Here is a 15,656-nt window from a genome sequence, read left to right as displayed (position 1 = left end):
GTTACATTTGTTCGATGGATTCACTCAACCTGCCGGCCTATGAATATCGCCTCGATAAAAGGGACGGCAAATTAGTTATTTTTGACCCTATACGGAAGAAATTTGTTGTACTTACCCCAGAAGAATGGGTACGTCAGCACTTTATTCATTTTCTCGCTAGTAATTTGGGGTATTCTATGAGCCGAATGAGTGTGGAGACGGGGAATAGATACAATCAATTGCAAAAGCGCTCTGATATTCTGCTTTATGATGAATTCATGAAACCGCTTGTGATTGTAGAGTGTAAGGCGCCTTCGGTAAAAATTACCCAAAATGCTTTTGATCAAATTGCGGTGTATAATAAAACACTCAAAGCAAAACTGTTGATTGTTACTAATGGCATGGCGCATTATGCTTGTTGGTTTGATGAAGAAGAACAGAAAGTAAGTTTCTTAGAGAAAATACCCAGCCTTCAGGAGTTGAAAGCCATGATTTGATTTCGTATTTTTCAATATGAGTTGGATCAAACGAATCGGCTTTCTTACTGCTTTTATAATTCCATTGCTTGCCATTTTTGGTTTTTACCTTGGCGGTTGGTGGAATTACCTTACCATTGGCTTTGTGTTCATCATAATACCTCTAGCTGATGCGCTTATTGGGGAAGACCCTGAGAATATGGAGGACGCTGATGCGCTAATCATTTCAGAACAATTCTATTATCGCTTTATCACTTACATCTGGGCAGTTTTTCAACTGGCTTTTTTGGTTTGGGCATCGGCTCAAGTGGCTTCCACTAGCTTAGAAGTTCATGAGTGGATTGGTTTTGTGTTGAGTTTCGCTTTGGTTACAGGTGGAATTGGTATTACTGTGGGGCATGAGCTCGGTCATAAAAAGTCGGCTTTGGAGCGTTTTTATTCTAAGCTTATTTTGATGACGGTTTGCTATATGCATTTCTATATAGAACATAACCGCGGACATCATGTGCATGTGGCTACTCCTAAAGATCCTGCCACAAGTAGAAAGAATGAAGGTTTTTATCGTTTCTGGTTTCGCTCGGTTTTAGGGAGTTATCGTAGTGCTTGGAATATTGAAAAGGCAAGCTTGAAAAGGAAGGGAAAGAAGGTTTGGTCATTGGGAAATGAAATGATTTGGTTTACCATACTTCCTGTTTTATTGGCAGCTACTTTAACATTGTTGGCAAGTATTTGGCAAAATAGGTTCGTTTGGGAAGTGCCAGTTTTCTTCTTCAGCCAAGCTGTTTTGGCCTTTAGCCTTTTGGAAATCGTAAATTACATTGAACACTACGGTATTGTAAGAAAGGAGGTTTCTCCCGGACGTTATGAAAGAGTCAACCCAATGCATTCTTGGAATTCAAATCATAGACTGAGCAACTTCTTTTTGTTTCAGTTACAACGCCATTCCGACCATCACGCGAATGCCATTAAGCGTTATCAAGTATTAAAGCATTATGATGAGTCGCCACAGTTGCCTTCGGGTTATCCGGCTATGATATTAATGGCAGCATTTCCTCCTTTGTGGTTCAAGCGAATGAACCCAAAACTGAAAGACTGGGAAGAAAAAGTCTATTTGAAAGAGGTTGATTAAGACTTTGTGCTTAAATAATACAGCGCCATATCGTAACCCATCAAGCCAAATCCAGTAATCATTCCTGCGCATTCTTTGGTAATTAGGCTTAGGTGCCTGAATTCTTCCCTAGCATGTATGTTAGAAATATGGACTTCGGCTACAGGAGTATTGATTGCGGCTATTGCATCTGAAATAGCCACAGAGGTATGTGTGTAACCACCTCCATTGAAAACAATACCATCATATGAAAAACCAACTTCATGCAGCTTATTAATCAATTCACCTTCTACATTGCTTTGGTAGTATTCTAGTTCAAGATTGGTGAATTTTACTTTCAGCTTTTCAAAGTAAGCCTCGAAGCTTTCGTTACCATAAACGGTTTTTTCTCGGATGCCCAATAAATTTAAATTTGGGCCATTGATGATGATGATCTTCATTTTGTCGAGGGGTTACTTATCTTTAGCCGTGGCTTGGGAAATATATATTCAGGAATACGAAAACTACTTAAAACTGGAACGATCACTGTCCGAAAATTCGGTTGAAGCTTACGTTCATGATGTGGTGAAGCTAAAACAGTTTCTCGAAATATCCAATCTGGATATTACAGCACAGCAAGTACGGGTCAATCATCTGCAGGATTTTATAGCGTATATTAACGAATTGGGCATGAGTGCTCATTCGCAAGCACGTATTATTTCTGGGCTCAAGTCTTTTTATAAATTCATGATGTATGAAGGGGAAATAGAGATTGATCCTACCGCTTTATTGGAAGCGCCCAAGTTAGGACGCAAGCTACCCGATACGCTCGATATTCATGAAATAGACAAAATTCTGGCTGCTATTGATCATTCTAAAGCAGAAGGAATGCGTAACCGGGCTATGCTCGAAACTCTTTATAGTTCGGGTTTGCGTGTTACAGAACTTATCAGTCTTAAAATTTCTAATATCCATTTTGAGATTGGGTTTTTAAGAATTTTGGGGAAGGGAAATAAAGAACGTTTGGTGCCTATTGGGCGCGAAGCACTAAAATACATCAATATGTACCGAGAGGAAGTTCGGGTTCATTTAGATATCAAACCAGGGCACGAATCATTTCTGTTCTTAAATCGTAACGGAAAGCAGCTTACTCGCCAAATGGTTTTTATAGTAATTAAAGACTTAGTGGCCAAAGCTGGGCTTCAGAAAATAGTAAGTCCACATACTTTTCGGCATTCATTTGCTACCCATTTGATTGAAGGCGGGGCTGATTTAAGAGCCGTTCAAGAGATGCTCGGTCACGAATCGATTACGACAACCGAAATTTACACACATTTAGATCGAGATTATTTGAAGCAGATTATCAAAGATTACCATCCAAGAAGTTGAGTTTATAACCAGCCTTTTCTTTTAAAGTAATAAATCATTCCGCCCGCAACCGTTAGTAGTGCACCCCAAAAAATCGGATAGGCATATTTATAAGATAGTTCAGGAAAATACTCGAAGTTCATTCCGTAAATGCCTGCCATAAAAGTGAGCGGAATAAAAACAACAGAGAAAATGGTAAGAACTTTTAAAATGTCATTCAGCTTGTTGTTCATTTGGTTGTTATAATGGTCCATCAAGTCTTTCAACTCGTCCATGTACAACTCCACGTTTTCAGTCAGGTGAGTGGTGTGGTCCAATAAATCTTTTAAGAATGGGGTAGTCTTTTTCTCGATTAAAGGAGTTTGAGATTTGTTGAAACTAATCACACTTTCCTTAATCGGGCGTACAGTTCTGCGTAGCCAATTCACCTCTTTTTTTAGGGTGCTTAGTCTATTAATGAAACTCGGGTCTGGGTCTGCCCTTAATTCATCTTCCAGATCATCAATTCTGTCGGCATACATTTCAATAATAATCAGGTAATGATCTACCACCACATCCATTAATGCAAAGGATAGGTAATCGGGTTTACGTGTTCGGATTTTGCCTTTAGCATTTCTCAGCCGATCACGAACTCCCTCAAAAACATCTTTCATGTCTTCTTGAAACGTGACAATAAAATCCTTACCAACAACCATTGCAAACTGCTCATGTTTGATCATGTCGCTTTGGGTCATCACCATTTTACAAATCTGAAAAAAGTAATGATCATATTCTTCCCATTTAGGGCGTTGCCCAAGATTAAGAACATCTTCTAAGGTTAGGTTAAGAATATCGAAATGTTCGCCAATCTCGCGAATGAGTTCTACATTATGTAGCCCCGTAACATTGAGCCAAAGGTGCTTATCTTTTAGGTCAAGCTGCTTCAGCTCAGCAATAGATTTTATCGTCTTTTCTTCAAAGAAGTCTGCGTTATAAATAATGGCTTGAAGAAGAATTTCTTCATCGCGCTTTTTGCCGGTGTACAGCAAAGACCCAGGCATAAGGTTTGTTTTTTCTTTAGATACCCTTGGTCTTCTAATAATATCCAAAGGAATTAGCCTGAAAAGGTCTATCGGGTTTCTTGATTTAATTTTGCGCATTTTTATAGACTATAGTACGATGAGGGAACGGGATTTCTATGCCCTCTTTATCGAAGCGAGCTTTAATCGACTTATAAATATCGCATTTTAAATCGAATGCTTTTGAAGGGTCTGCAGACCAAACCTGTGCCCTGAGGTTAATGCTTGAGTCGCCAAACTCAACCAAACGAACTAAAACTGCTGACTGCCCTGACTCTAACTCTTCATTAGTTCTATTGTCAAGAAAATAAGGGTGCTTCATGGCTTCTTCCTGAATAATTCTGATGGCCAAGTCTAGGTTTGAATCATAGCTTATTCCGAACATGATAAAATTCTTAATCTTAGAATCTACAATGTTAAAGTTCTGGATGGTTTCATTTCCAATGACTGAGTTTGGAATAATTAGCCTTCGGTTTTCAAAGTCCCGGATTACCGTGTGTCGTAGGTTAATATCTTCCACTGTTCCGTGGTAAATGTTATTTACTTTAATAATATCATCTACCCTAAAAGGTTTGAAAATCACTAAAAAAATACCGCTAATGATATTGGAAAACGCTGCCTGAGAAGCAAAACCAAGAATAGCCGCAAATACACCCGCACTGGCAAACAAACCTAAACCAATGTCTTCTAATTCGGGAATAGAAAGAAATATAATAATGAGGGCTCCCATGTACACCAAGAAATTCATGGCGTTTTTCAAGAATTTGTACTTGGTGGGGTCCACACGTAAATCCTCACTGGATTTATTAATGAACTTATTCATGATTACCCTAATCATGCGCAATAAAGCATGGGCAATTACAAACACCGTAGCCGCCAATATTAAATTGTTTAAAAGCGGGTGTTCAGTAATGTTGGAGAATAAGTCGTGAAAACTTTTCATTAGGGTTTACTTAAATTTAAAGTAAGTACTGGTAGCTTCGATTTGGTGATTAAGTACTCTGTAATGTTTCCCACCAACAAGGTTTTTATGTTCTCTGTATGGTATGAAAAAAGAGCAATCATATCGCTGTTGAAAAATTCGGCAGCATATAAAATGCCTCTATTTACCGATTTCGCATTAAATATTTCTACTGTATGGTTGTCTAACCCATGCTTTTCTAAGAACTCTACTTTTAGTTTGTTGGCTTGCAGAGTCGTTTTAAAATGCGCTTGGGTGTTTACATAAACCAAGGTGAGTTTAGCATTATATGAGTCTGCAAATTTCAATAAATCAGGCATTGCGGCTGTGTAGTCGTCAGTAAGGTTAGTTGGAATTAAAATGTTTCTAACCTCAAATTTTTCAAGTTCACTATTGATGGTCAATACTGGGTTTTTAGCCATCGCAGCTATTTTTTCTGGATGCGTCCTTCTAAATACCTCATCGAACCTTTCATGCTCATAGTTACCCACAACGGTTAAGTCAAAAGCTTCTTCGGCTACTAGTTTTGCTATTTCATTAGGTGTGTTATGCACCTTTAATTTAGAATGAATGGTAATTCCTCGGTCTTCATATTTCTGTATGAGCCGCCTCATTTTTTCTTCATTTATAGCTAAAATGTCGTCAAGAAATTGTTGCCCCGTTGGTATTTTGCTTTTGTACTCTCCCAGTTCATCTAAATAAACCGAAAGCGCAGCCTTTACAATGTGCATTATGTACACTTCGCTATTCAGCTTTTTTGCAATCTGACAGGCAACGTCTAATGCACGGTGTGATTTTTCTGTAAAATCTATTGGGACGAGAATTTTGCTATACATGACTTTTAGATTTGGAGCAACGATTTATCAAATCTTATATAATCTTCCAAAAAATGAAATTGGAAAACAAGCGATACCATCGGATAGTAAAGTTAATGTAGCTAAAATCTTAATTCCTTTTTATCGTTCCCTTTGAAGCCGTACTTTTGACAAAATTTTCAGCTTTGTATAAATCAATCATTCGTCCCTTTCTTTTTGCCAAATCGGCAGAAGATGCTCATTATTTTACTTTTGGGTGGCTTAAGCGCTTATTTAAAATCCCCGGAGTTTCGGCTATTGCCAAATCGCTTTACGATTTTGAAGACAGTAGATTAGAGGTAGAGGCCTTTGGCCTTAAGTTTAAAAACCCTGTTGGGCTTGCAGCTGGTTTCGATAAGGATGCAAAACTTTATGATGAGCTTTCTGCTTTTGGCTTCGGCTTTATCGAAATAGGTACGCTAACGCCTAAAGGGCAAGAAGGAAACCCAAAGCCTAGGCTTTTTAGGTTGCCCAAAGATCAGAGCTTGATTAATCGTATGGGCTTTAATAATCAGGGCGTTGACGCTGCGGTTGAACGATTAAAAAGAAAAAAGACCACTGTACTGATTGGGGGTAATATTGGAAAGAACAAAATAACACCTAATGAAGCTGCCGTAAATGACTATGTGTTGAGCTTCGAAACGCTATTTCCACACGTAGATTATTTTGTGGTCAATGTAAGTTCTCCAAACACGCCAAATTTAAGAGAGCTGCAAGAAAAGGAACCGCTCAAGCTGTTGCTTATGGCTTTGCAGGCGGCTAATAGGTTAAAACAAATTAGCAAACCTATATTGTTGAAAATTGCTCCAGACCTTACGTTAGATCAACTCAATGACATTGTTGAGATTGTTGAAGAAACGAAAATTGATGGAGTAATTGCTACCAACACAACAATTTCAAGAGAAGGCTTAGCAACAGAAAAGAGCGAAATTGAAAAAATAGGTGCAGGTGGTTTAAGCGGAAAATCAGTGAGAGCTCGTTCTACTGAAGTGATCCGTTATCTTCATCAAAAATCTGGAGGCTCGTTTCCGATTATCGGAGTAGGAGGGATTAATACTGGTGAAGATGCCATTGAAAAATTAAAAGCAGGAGCAACTTTGGTACAGGTATACACCGGATTTATTTATGAAGGTCCGGCAATGATTAAAAAAATCAACAAAGCCATCCTGAAATGGAAGTTTGGCAAGTGATCTTAAGATGTTTTAATCAATCCGTCTAAAGGATTCATAAAATTCATTTATTTTCGTAATTAAAGGGAAGCACTTTTTCATGGCCAAAAACACCTACAAGTCCAATACATTTAAAAACACCAAACAAGATAAGAAGCAGTCCAAAGGATTTAGCCTAAAGGGAAAACTCCGCTTGGGCTTTATAAAGGACCGAAGGGTTCAGCTTACCTTGGGCTTGTTTTTGTTGCTTACCTCCATTTTTATTTTTGTGGCTTGCGTAAGCTACCTTTTTACAGGCAAGGCCGATCAAAGTGTGGTGGAGTCGGTTGGCGAAACAGGATTGATAGCTTCTGGCAGAGAAGCAGCCAACTGGATGAAGCTTTGGGGGGCTTACGCATCGCATTACCTTATTTTTAAATGGTTTGGTATAGCAGCCTTCCTTATTCCTCCATTTTTATTTGTTGGAGGCTATAAAATCGTTTTTGGAAAAGCACTTGTTAATATTCAGCGCGCCTTCATTTTTGTCGTTTTCTTCCTTTTGTGGATCAGCCTTTTGATGGGTTCTATGATCAAAGGTGGTTCTGGTGTGTCTGAGTGGAGTTTCTATAGTGGTGGTTTAGGATATGAACTTGCGGTTATTTTCGATAACCTAATGGGTTTTGGAACAATTTTATTGCTCGTATTTACTTTTTTGGTGTTCGTAATTTTCTTCTTCGACATCAAACAGATTTTCTCTACCAAAAACACTTTGACTAATTTGGATAATGCTGAAGAAGCTGAAAAAGAAACAATCATTACAGAAACTAGAGAAACCGTGAAAGCGGAAGATTTAGATGATGAGTTAGACGAAGACGAGTTAGAGCTGTCAAGTGAGGAAGAGCTAGAGAGTTGGGTGCTTGAAATGAAAGAAGATAAAAAAGCCCCTACTACGGATAATTCAATAGAGCTCGAATTGTCAGATGAAGGTGTAATGGAGGAAGAAGAGGAAACCGAAGAGTTAATCGTTGAAAAACCTTTTGTCGAAAATCGCCCGATTCCTCAAACAGAAAAGAAAGACGAGCCTTCTTTTGAAGTAGAAATAAAAGAGTCGTCAGAAGCATTGGTTGAAAAGGTAGGAAACTATGATCCAACTTTAGATTTGGCCAAATATCAATACCCAAGTATTGAGCTTTTGAAAGAATATGGCCCTGCCAAAATTCAAGTAACAAAAGAAGAGTTACAAGCCAATAAGGATAGGATTGTTGAAACACTAACCAATTTCAAAATTGGAATTTCCAGTATTAAGGCTACCATTGGGCCAACGGTTACGCTGTATGAAATCATTCCTGAAGCAGGGGTTAAGATTTCAAAAATTAAAAATCTAGAAGACGATATTGCCTTAAGTTTGGCTGCTTTGGGTATTCGTATTATTGCGCCAATTCCGGGAAAGGGAACTATTGGTATTGAGGTGCCGAATAAGAACAAAGAAATGGTCTCTATGCGTTCTGTAGTGGCCACGGATAAGTTCATGAACAGTGATAAGGCACTTCCGGTGGTATTAGGGAAAACCATTTCAAATGAGGTTTTTGTAACCGATTTAGCCAAAATGCCTCACTTGCTTATGGCAGGAGCAACTGGCCAAGGTAAGTCTGTGGGATTGAACGCTATTCTCACCAGCTTACTTTATAAGAAACATCCTTCGCAACTAAAGTTTGTATTGGTAGATCCTAAAAAGGTGGAACTAACCATTTACAATAAAATTGAAAGACACTTTTTGGCGATGTTGCCAGATGGCGAAGAAGCCATTATTACCGATACCAAGAAAGTTATCAATACACTGAATTCACTGTGTATTGAAATGGATCAGCGTTATGATTTATTAAAGGATGCTGCTTGCCGTAATATCAAAGAGTACAATCAGAAGTTTGTAGATCGAAGATTGAATCCGGAAAAAGGTCATCGTTATTTGCCATATATTGTGCTTGTTATTGATGAGTTGGCAGATTTGATGATGACAGCTGGTAAAGAGGTAGAAACTCCAATCGCACGTTTAGCGCAGTTGGCTAGGGCTATTGGAATTCACTTGGTAGTAGCAACACAGCGTCCATCGGTAAACGTAATTACAGGTATAATTAAGGCCAACTTCCCGGCAAGGCTTTCATTTAGAGTGACTTCAAAAATAGATTCACGAACCATTCTCGATACTGGTGGAGCAGACCAACTAATTGGACAAGGGGATATGCTCCTTTCTATGGGCTCTGAAATTACTAGAATTCAGTGTGCATTTGTAGATACGCCAGAAGTAGACGACATTTGTGACTTCATTGGAGGTCAACAAGGTTACTCTTCTGCTTATATGCTTCCAGAATTTACGGGAGATGATGCAGATAGCAGTACAAGTACGGTAGATTTATCAGACCGAGACACGATGTTTAATGAAGCGGCTCGACTAATTGTTTCACATCAGCAGGGAAGTACCTCTCTGATTCAGCGTAAATTGAAGTTGGGTTATAACAGGGCTGGAAGGATTATTGACCAATTGGAAGCAGCTGGAATTGTGGGGCCTTTTGAAGGCAGTAAAGCGAGAGAAGTTTTAATTTCAGATGAATATAGTTTGGAACAGTTATTGAACAGCTTGGACGATAACTAATTCCTTAGAATAAGATACAATGAGAAGAATACTAGGATTTTTGATGGTGATGATGGTCAGCAGTATGCTGAATGTGGCGCAAGCGCAAGATCCAAAAGCCGTGTTAGACAAAATGAGTGCAACCTATAAGGCCATGCCCGGTTTTGAAATAGAGTTTGTGCAAAAAGTGATGAGTGAGGCTGAAGTTTTAGATAGATTTTCTGGAAGCGCGGCAGTTTCAAAAGAGAAGTTTATGATCAAATTCAGAGATCAACACATTTACTGTAACGGACCAGTGCTTTGGACATATTTGGTAGAGGCACAAGAACTGACCATTACCAATTTTGAACCTGAAGAAACGTTCATCAACCCAACCAATATTTATGATATTTATAAAAAGGGTTTTACGTATACCTACAAACGCTCCGAGAATTTAGGAGGTGCTTTGGTTGATGTAATTGAGTTGGTTTCTACAGATGAAGACAGTGATTTCACAAATATCATCATGTACATCGACAAAAAGACCAGCTACCTTAAAGCTTGGGATTTGATTGATTATGATGGCATCAAGACCTCTTTTGAAGTAGCTAACTTTAAGCCAAATCAAACTTATGCTGCCGGATTTTTCGAATTCGATTCAAAGAAAAACCCGGTGCAACACACCGAAGACTATAGGAACTAAATGACCAGAGCAGAGCTTTTTGGCCAAATTCAGAAAAAGAACTCCTTTTTATGTGTTGGTTTAGATACCGACCTGAATAAAATACCCAAGCATTTACTAAATACCGAAGACCCGATCTTCGAGTTTAACAAAAGAATTATAGATGCTACGGCTCAATATGCAGTGGCCTATAAGCCTAATATTGCTTTTTACGAGGCATATGGCGTTAAGGGCTGGCAAAGTTTAGAGAAAACAATCGCATACATTCCTAAAGATATCTTCATTTTGGCCGATGCCAAACGTGGTGATATTGGCAATACCTCAAAAATGTATGCCAAGGCTTTCTTCGAAAACATGAATTGTGATGCCATTACGGTAGCTCCTTACATGGGAGAAGATTCGGTAAAGCCTTTCCTTGAATTCGACAATAAATGGGTGATTCTATTGGCACTCACTTCGAATGCTGGTGGAAAAGACTTTCAGAATTTAGAACTTACCCAAGGTGGAGAACTTTACGAAGAAGTACTGAGGAAAAGCCAAGAATGGGGAACTACCGATCAGTTGATGTATGTGGTAGGAGCTACTAGAGCTGAAGCTTTAACAAACATCCGCAAAATTGTTCCTGATCACTTTTTGCTCGTTCCAGGAGTAGGTGCGCAGGGCGGAAGCTTGAAAGATGTAGCCCAATATGGGATGAATAACCAGTGTGGCCTTTTAGTAAATTCTAGCCGAGGAATAATTTATGCTTCTCAAGAGGAAGATTTTGCCGAGGTGGCTGAAGAGAAGGCACGCGAGTTACAGCTAGAAATGCAACAGTATTTATCTGAATTTTTGTAATTTAAGAAGCTAAAAGGCTTTTTAATGTTACCAGAATCCTTTCTACATTTCGTTTGGCGATATCAATACTTTAATACTTCCACTCTTGAGTTGGTTTCTGGAGAGAGGCTGAACATTACAAAGACTGGGAATCTCAACCATTTGGCGGGTCCTGATTTCAAAGAGGCTCAGGTTGATATTGAAGGCATGCAATGGTATGGCTCAGTCGAAATACATGTAAAAGCTTCTGATTGGTATACCCATAAACATCAAGATGACCCCAACTATGACAATGTGATTCTCCATGTAGTTTGGGAAAATGACAAACAGGTACTAAACAGTGAAGGTAACCCAATTCCTACTTTAGAATTGAAAGGCTTAGTAAAGCCAATGGTGTTAGAGCGCTATCAAAGTTTAATAGATAATGAGGATCCAATTCCATGTGCTAGACATCTAAATAATACGAAATCCATCACCAGACTTTCAATGCTGGAAAGGGCTTTGGTAGAAAGGGTAGAAGAGAAGTCGAATGGTTTTGATTCTATTTTGGAAGCAAATGCGCATAACTGGGAAGAGTCGGCTTATCAATGGCTGGCCAAGGGCTTTGGCTTTAAAACTAACGCAAACAATATGTTACGTTTGGCGCAAAGCGTTCCGTTAAAAGTACTTACAAAACATTCTAACCAACTTTTTCAGATTGAGGCCCTGCTTTTTGGTCAAGCAGGTTTTTTAGATGTTGATGTGTCAGACGAATATGCTTATCAACTTCAAAAAGAGTATCGATTTCTAAAAGCCAAATACGAGTTGAAACAAAAAATAGGCTACAATGAATGGCATTTCTCTAAAGTAAGGCCAGCCAATTATCCTACTATAAGAATTGCTCAATTAGCAGCCTTGGTAATTACCTATCCACATATTTTTTCATTCTTTTCAGAAATTGAAAATAGAAAGGAAGCCCTAGACAAATTAGATGTTCTTCAGTCAGATTACTGGTGTACGCATTATGCTATAGATAAGAAGTTGAGCAAGCGTTTGGGTGGGCTGACAAAGAAATCGAAGGAGAATATAATTGTAAATACAGCTATTCCTTTTTTAGCAGCTTTGGCTAAATATAAAGATGATAGCGCTTATTTAGATAGGGCTTTAAACTTGCTTTCCGCTATGAAAGCGGAAAGCAACCACATTACTGAATTATGGAAGAGTTTAGGATGGAATGTGTCTTCTGCTTTTGATAGTCAAGGCTTGATTCAATTACATAACGCTTATTGCCTACCAAAGAAGTGTATAGAATGTAATATTGGAATATCATTAGTGCGGAACCCTGTTACGGATCATGCTTAGAATTTCATTCAAAAAAAGCTAAATTGCCGCCCGAAAAAAGGGATAATTATGGATAATCCAGTAATCATATTTGGTGCGAATGAAATGGGTAAAGCTACCCTCGAAATATTTGAGAGTAACGGAGTTGTAGTATATGGTTTCTTGGATGACGATGTGTCGAAACATGGCCAAGAGATGAGCGGAGTTTCTGTTTTAGGAAAAACCGATGATGATGGCTTTCTAAAGCTGATTGGTAAAAAATGCGAAGGCTTTATAGCAGTAGACGACCGTGACCTTAGAAAGGGTTTGGTAAAACTGATGGTAGAGCGCAGAAAGAAAATGCCTGTAAACGCCATTCATCGCAATGCAGAAATTGCTACTTCGGCACACATCGGCCACGGGAATTTTGTAAACAACGGAGTGGTTATTGGTTCGAATGCTAAAATTGGCAATCACTGTCTATTGAACACCAATTCAACCATTGATTTTAGTGCGAAATTGGGTGATTTAGTTCAAGTGGGTGCAGGTAGCGTAATTGGTAACGAGGCCGAAATTGAAGACAATGTGTTCATTGGCTCTGGCGTTACGATTGTTTCGGGAGTTAAGGTAGGTAAAGGAGCACGAATTGGTGCAGGCTCTGTGGTAATAGCCGAAGTAAAAGCTAATGCTACTGTATTTGGTAACCCAGCCAAGGAAGTTTAGTGAGCTACGATTTTAGAGGTTTGATTTACTAGTTAACCCAGTGAAGCCTAAAACCCAACATTTATAAATAAAACAATTAATTCACCCTACTTGAAATAGGGCACGAGCTATGGAAAAACAATATTCAATTTTACTGTATTACTGCTATGCCGACATCCAGGATTACGAGGCATACAGAGAAGAGCATCACTTATTTTGTGTTGAAAACAATTTGCGTGGCAGAATAATTATTTCACCCGAAGGCCTTAATGGTACCGTTTCTGGTCTGAAAGAAGATTGTGAAAAGTACATGGCTTATGTGCATTCAGATACCCGCTTTGCAGACACCGAATTTAAAGTGGAAGCCCACGATAAAATGGCTTTTGCCAAGCTCCATGTTAGAGTGAAGCCTGAAATTGTACATTCTAGCCTAAGGCACATCAACCCTCGGCAAAAAACGGGTACTTATGTAGAACCCAACGAGTTCAAAGAAATTCTTAAAAACCAGCCAGAAGACACGGTAATTCTCGATGTGCGTAGCGACTATGAACATAGTGTAGGTAGATTTAAGAATGCACTTACCTTAGATATTGAAAATTTTAGAGACTTCCCTGAAAAGGTAAAGGAGATTGAAGGGTTAAAAAACAAGAAGGTAATCACTTACTGCACAGGAGGTATTAAGTGCGAAAAGGCTAGCGCGTATTTATTAGAACAAGGTTTTGAGAATGTATACCAACTTCATGGTGGTATTATTAAGTATGGAATTGAAGCAGGGGGCGAAGATTTTGAAGGGAAATGTTACGTGTTCGATAATCGAATTACGGCTGATGTAAACTCGGTTAATCCTTCCGTTATTTCAAAATGCTATGTCACAGGTGTCCTTACTGATAGAATGGTAAACTGTGCTAACCCAACTTGCAATGCGCACATTCCTATGTCAGAAGAAGCTGGTTGGTTAATGGATGGATGCTGCTCAGAAGAGTGTCGTCAGAGCCCTGAAAGAAGACCATATGATGGAACAGGCTACTATCAGAAGAACACTAATCATTATAACCCATTGAAAGGGGTGAAAAGAGAGCCTGCTAAAATCGACTGATGTGAAGAAAAGGACTATTCCAGAATCAGAGCTTATTTTAACAGGTGAAGGTGCAATTTATCATTTGGGCCTGCATCCAGAAATGGTAGCCGATACCGTCATCGTTGTAGGCGACCCTGCACGAGTAGCTAAAATCAGTAAGTTTTTTGATAGAATAGACTTTCAAATCACCAACAGAGAACTTGTAACGCATACAGGAGAATTAAACGGAAAGCGTATTTCTGTAATCAGTTCAGGAATGGGGACAGATAATGTTGAAATTCTTATGACTGAACTCGATGCGTTAGTCAATGTAGATTTGAAGAAACGTCAGGTTAAGGATAAGTTAAAGCGCCTTAAGATTATCAGAATAGGAACTTCAGGTTGTATGCAGCCAGATATTCCTTTGGACTCATTTTTAGTATCAAAGGCTGCCTTAGGAATGGATTCTTTGATGTCCTTTTATCCTTGGGTGGAATCGGAAGAAGGGCAGGTAATCGGAAACAAAGTGCAAAGGACATTGGATTTATCCATTCGGCCATATCTTTCAGAAGCTTCTACCTTATTGTTAAAAGAGTTCCAAGGGCCTCAAATGTATAGTGGAGTAACCGTAACCGCTCCTGGGTTCTATGCGCCTCAAGGTAGGGAAATAAGGCTTAGGCCATTCCTTCCAGATTATTTGGATAGACTTTCTAAAATCAATACCTCTTTTGGACAAATCACCAATTTTGAAATGGAAACCGCTGGCTATTATGCCATGGCCAAAATGTTGGGCCATGAAATGATTAGCTTCAACGCTTTAATCGCTAACAGGCCTAATCATCAGTTTTCACCTAATGCGGAAAAAACGGTCAACGGCTTGATTGAGTGGGTGATTGAGAGGCTTTAGAAAAACTACTTTTTTGGCTTTAGTTTACCCTGAAGTAAAAGGTTGAACTCTTCACATGTCAAAACCCCGTTAGTAGAATAGGGACACTTTTTGTAAAGGTTATCACCTAGTCTATCCTTTGTTGTAATGATGTCGTCCCCTTTGCAGACAGGACAAATAATACTTTCATGCCCTGAACAACTGATAGTGTTTAAGTAGAAAAATTTGGTATTCGTCTCTACGGTTTCTCCTGTACTTCTATTGGCTCTAAACTCCTTTTCCGACTTATCTAACAAAGCAATTGCCTCTTCTGAATATTGGCCAGAAGAGCCTTTCAGTTCAAGGTATTTACTGAGCCAATCTATACTCTGGCTATAATATTTTAGGTAGAAAGAGTTTTTGCCAAAATAGTAGCAGAAATCAGCAGAAAGCACGGTGATTTGATCTAACGCTACCATAAAGTATTTATCCGCTTCCAAATACTTCTCTTGGTTCATATAAGTAACGGCCGTATCTATATACCTTCTAGGATCTTGAAATAGGTGGCTTTCTTTTTCTTGCCCAACTACGTTTTGTATTAGAATAAAAAGAAAGACTGTAGAAATGAAGAGTTGCCTCATAATGAATGTTTAAACGCCTAAATTAATAAAGTTTAGACACTAAAAAGCCTCGGAA

General features: G+C 38.8%; 16 protein-coding genes. 11 read left to right on the top strand and 5 right to left on the bottom strand.

Annotation, left to right across the window (positions count from 1 at the left end):
- Positions 1 to 14: 14 nt before the first annotated feature.
- Both AWW67_RS04010 and AWW67_RS04005 read left to right on the top strand, forming a co-directional pair.
- Positions 15 to 476 (top strand): type I restriction enzyme HsdR N-terminal domain-containing protein, encoded by a 462-nt coding sequence (locus tag AWW67_RS04010; protein ID WP_062300412.1) that lies wholly within the window; start codon positions 15 to 17, stop codon positions 474 to 476.
- Positions 477 to 492: 16 nt separating this feature from the next.
- On the top strand, positions 493 to 1,584 hold the full coding sequence (locus tag AWW67_RS04005) for an alkane 1-monooxygenase (protein WP_062300411.1): 1,092 nt from the start codon (positions 493 to 495) through the stop codon (positions 1,582 to 1,584).
- Here AWW67_RS04005 and aroQ read toward each other — a convergent pair.
- Entirely contained in the window at positions 1,581 to 2,003 is a 423-nt protein-coding gene (gene aroQ, locus AWW67_RS04000) for a type II 3-dehydroquinate dehydratase (protein WP_062300410.1), read from the bottom strand. The genes AWW67_RS04005 and aroQ overlap by 4 nt on opposite strands.
- On the opposite strand from aroQ, the gene xerD reads away from it, so the two are divergent.
- A complete protein-coding gene (xerD, locus tag AWW67_RS03995) occupies positions 1,987 to 2,931 on the top strand; it encodes a site-specific tyrosine recombinase XerD (protein WP_260311309.1) in 945 nt (314 codons plus the stop codon). The two genes, aroQ and xerD, sit on opposite strands and share 17 nt — an antisense overlap.
- A 2-nt stretch (positions 2,932 to 2,933) precedes the next feature.
- Here the strand turns inward: xerD and corA are convergent, their stop codons facing one another.
- From corA to AWW67_RS03980, 3 genes are read right to left on the bottom strand one after another with little or no spacing between them, the layout of a single operon-like run.
- On the bottom strand, positions 2,934 to 4,049 hold the full coding sequence (corA, locus tag AWW67_RS03990) for a magnesium/cobalt transporter CorA (protein WP_062300409.1): 1,116 nt from the start codon (positions 4,047 to 4,049) through the stop codon (positions 2,934 to 2,936).
- The gene (locus AWW67_RS03985; RefSeq protein WP_062300408.1) at positions 4,036 to 4,911 is read right to left on the bottom strand and encodes a mechanosensitive ion channel family protein; all 876 of its coding nucleotides are present in this window, start codon (positions 4,909 to 4,911) and stop codon (positions 4,036 to 4,038) included. Before AWW67_RS03985 ends, corA begins: the two co-directional genes overlap by 14 nt.
- Positions 4,911 to 5,765: a universal stress protein gene (locus AWW67_RS03980; RefSeq protein WP_062300407.1), complete on the bottom strand. Its 855-nt coding sequence runs from the start codon at positions 5,763 to 5,765 to the stop codon at positions 4,911 to 4,913. Before AWW67_RS03980 ends, AWW67_RS03985 begins: the two co-directional genes overlap by 1 nt.
- Before the next feature lie 164 nt (positions 5,766 to 5,929).
- On the opposite strand from AWW67_RS03980, the gene AWW67_RS03975 reads away from it, so the two are divergent.
- The 8 genes from AWW67_RS03975 (at position 5,930) to AWW67_RS03940 (ending at position 15,002) form a co-directional block, all read left to right on the top strand.
- Positions 5,930 to 6,973 carry a quinone-dependent dihydroorotate dehydrogenase gene (locus AWW67_RS03975; RefSeq protein WP_062300533.1) on the top strand — a complete coding sequence of 348 codons (1,044 nt, stop codon included), beginning with the start codon at positions 5,930 to 5,932 and terminating at the stop codon, positions 6,971 to 6,973.
- Between the two features lie 79 nt (positions 6,974 to 7,052).
- On the top strand, positions 7,053 to 9,581 hold the full coding sequence (locus tag AWW67_RS03970) for an FtsK/SpoIIIE family DNA translocase (protein ID WP_062300406.1): 2,529 nt from the start codon (positions 7,053 to 7,055) through the stop codon (positions 9,579 to 9,581).
- A 19-nt stretch (positions 9,582 to 9,600) separates the two neighbouring features.
- A complete protein-coding gene (gene lolA1 / locus AWW67_RS03965) occupies positions 9,601 to 10,242 on the top strand; it encodes an outer membrane lipoprotein periplasmic chaperone LolA1 (protein WP_082793970.1) in 642 nt (213 codons plus the stop codon).
- A complete protein-coding gene (gene pyrF / locus AWW67_RS03960; protein WP_062300404.1) occupies positions 10,243 to 11,058 on the top strand; it encodes an orotidine-5'-phosphate decarboxylase in 816 nt (271 codons plus the stop codon).
- A 24-nt stretch (positions 11,059 to 11,082) separates the two neighbouring features.
- Entirely contained in the window at positions 11,083 to 12,378 is a 1,296-nt protein-coding gene (locus tag AWW67_RS03955; protein WP_062300403.1) for a DUF2851 family protein, read from the top strand.
- 48 nt (positions 12,379 to 12,426) lie between these two features.
- Positions 12,427 to 13,059, top strand: a complete 633-nt coding sequence (locus AWW67_RS03950) for a NeuD/PglB/VioB family sugar acetyltransferase (protein ID WP_062300402.1) — start codon at positions 12,427 to 12,429, stop codon at positions 13,057 to 13,059.
- Positions 13,060 to 13,168: 109 nt separating this feature from the next.
- The gene (gene trhO, locus AWW67_RS03945; protein ID WP_062300401.1) at positions 13,169 to 14,134 is read left to right on the top strand and encodes an oxygen-dependent tRNA uridine(34) hydroxylase TrhO; all 966 of its coding nucleotides are present in this window, start codon (positions 13,169 to 13,171) and stop codon (positions 14,132 to 14,134) included.
- Position 14,135: 1 nt separating this feature from the next.
- Positions 14,136 to 15,002, top strand: a complete 867-nt coding sequence (locus AWW67_RS03940; RefSeq protein WP_053222778.1) for a nucleoside phosphorylase — start codon at positions 14,136 to 14,138, stop codon at positions 15,000 to 15,002.
- A 5-nt stretch (positions 15,003 to 15,007) separates the two neighbouring features.
- On the opposite strand, the gene AWW67_RS03935 is transcribed toward AWW67_RS03940, so the two are convergent.
- Complete coding sequence (locus AWW67_RS03935) at positions 15,008 to 15,601, bottom strand: hypothetical protein (protein WP_062300400.1); 594 nt, start codon at positions 15,599 to 15,601, stop codon at positions 15,008 to 15,010.
- Positions 15,602 to 15,656: the final 55 nt, after the last annotated feature.

Source organism: Roseivirga seohaensis (genome assembly GCF_001592945.1).
GTDB classification, from domain to species: Bacteria; Bacteroidota; Bacteroidia; order Cytophagales; family Cyclobacteriaceae; genus Roseivirga; species Roseivirga seohaensis.
This window is presented reverse-complemented; position numbering and strand designations above follow the sequence as displayed.

Coding starts and splice junctions, on each gene's coding strand:
- AWW67_RS03950 (WP_062300402.1), top strand. CDS start 12,427: ATGGATAATCCAGTAATCATATTTGGTGCGAATGAAATGGGTAAAGCT.
- lolA1 (WP_082793970.1), top strand. CDS start 9,601: ATGAGAAGAATACTAGGATTTTTGATGGTGATGATGGTCAGCAGTATG.
- pyrF (WP_062300404.1), top strand. CDS start 10,243: ATGACCAGAGCAGAGCTTTTTGGCCAAATTCAGAAAAAGAACTCCTTT.
- AWW67_RS03980 (WP_062300407.1), bottom strand. CDS start 5,765: ATGTATAGCAAAATTCTCGTCCCAATAGATTTTACAGAAAAATCACAC.
- AWW67_RS04010 (WP_062300412.1), top strand. CDS start 15: ATGGATTCACTCAACCTGCCGGCCTATGAATATCGCCTCGATAAAAGG.
- aroQ (WP_062300410.1), bottom strand. CDS start 2,003: ATGAAGATCATCATCATCAATGGCCCAAATTTAAATTTATTGGGCATC.
- AWW67_RS03935 (WP_062300400.1), bottom strand. CDS start 15,601: ATGAGGCAACTCTTCATTTCTACAGTCTTTCTTTTTATTCTAATACAA.
- AWW67_RS03985 (WP_062300408.1), bottom strand. CDS start 4,911: ATGAAAAGTTTTCACGACTTATTCTCCAACATTACTGAACACCCGCTT.
- trhO (WP_062300401.1), top strand. CDS start 13,169: ATGGAAAAACAATATTCAATTTTACTGTATTACTGCTATGCCGACATC.
- xerD (WP_260311309.1), top strand. CDS start 1,987: ATGATGATGATCTTCATTTTGTCGAGGGGTTACTTATCTTTAGCCGTG.
- AWW67_RS04005 (WP_062300411.1), top strand. CDS start 493: ATGAGTTGGATCAAACGAATCGGCTTTCTTACTGCTTTTATAATTCCA.
- AWW67_RS03955 (WP_062300403.1), top strand. CDS start 11,083: ATGTTACCAGAATCCTTTCTACATTTCGTTTGGCGATATCAATACTTT.
- corA (WP_062300409.1), bottom strand. CDS start 4,049: ATGCGCAAAATTAAATCAAGAAACCCGATAGACCTTTTCAGGCTAATT.
- AWW67_RS03970 (WP_062300406.1), top strand. CDS start 7,053: ATGGCCAAAAACACCTACAAGTCCAATACATTTAAAAACACCAAACAA.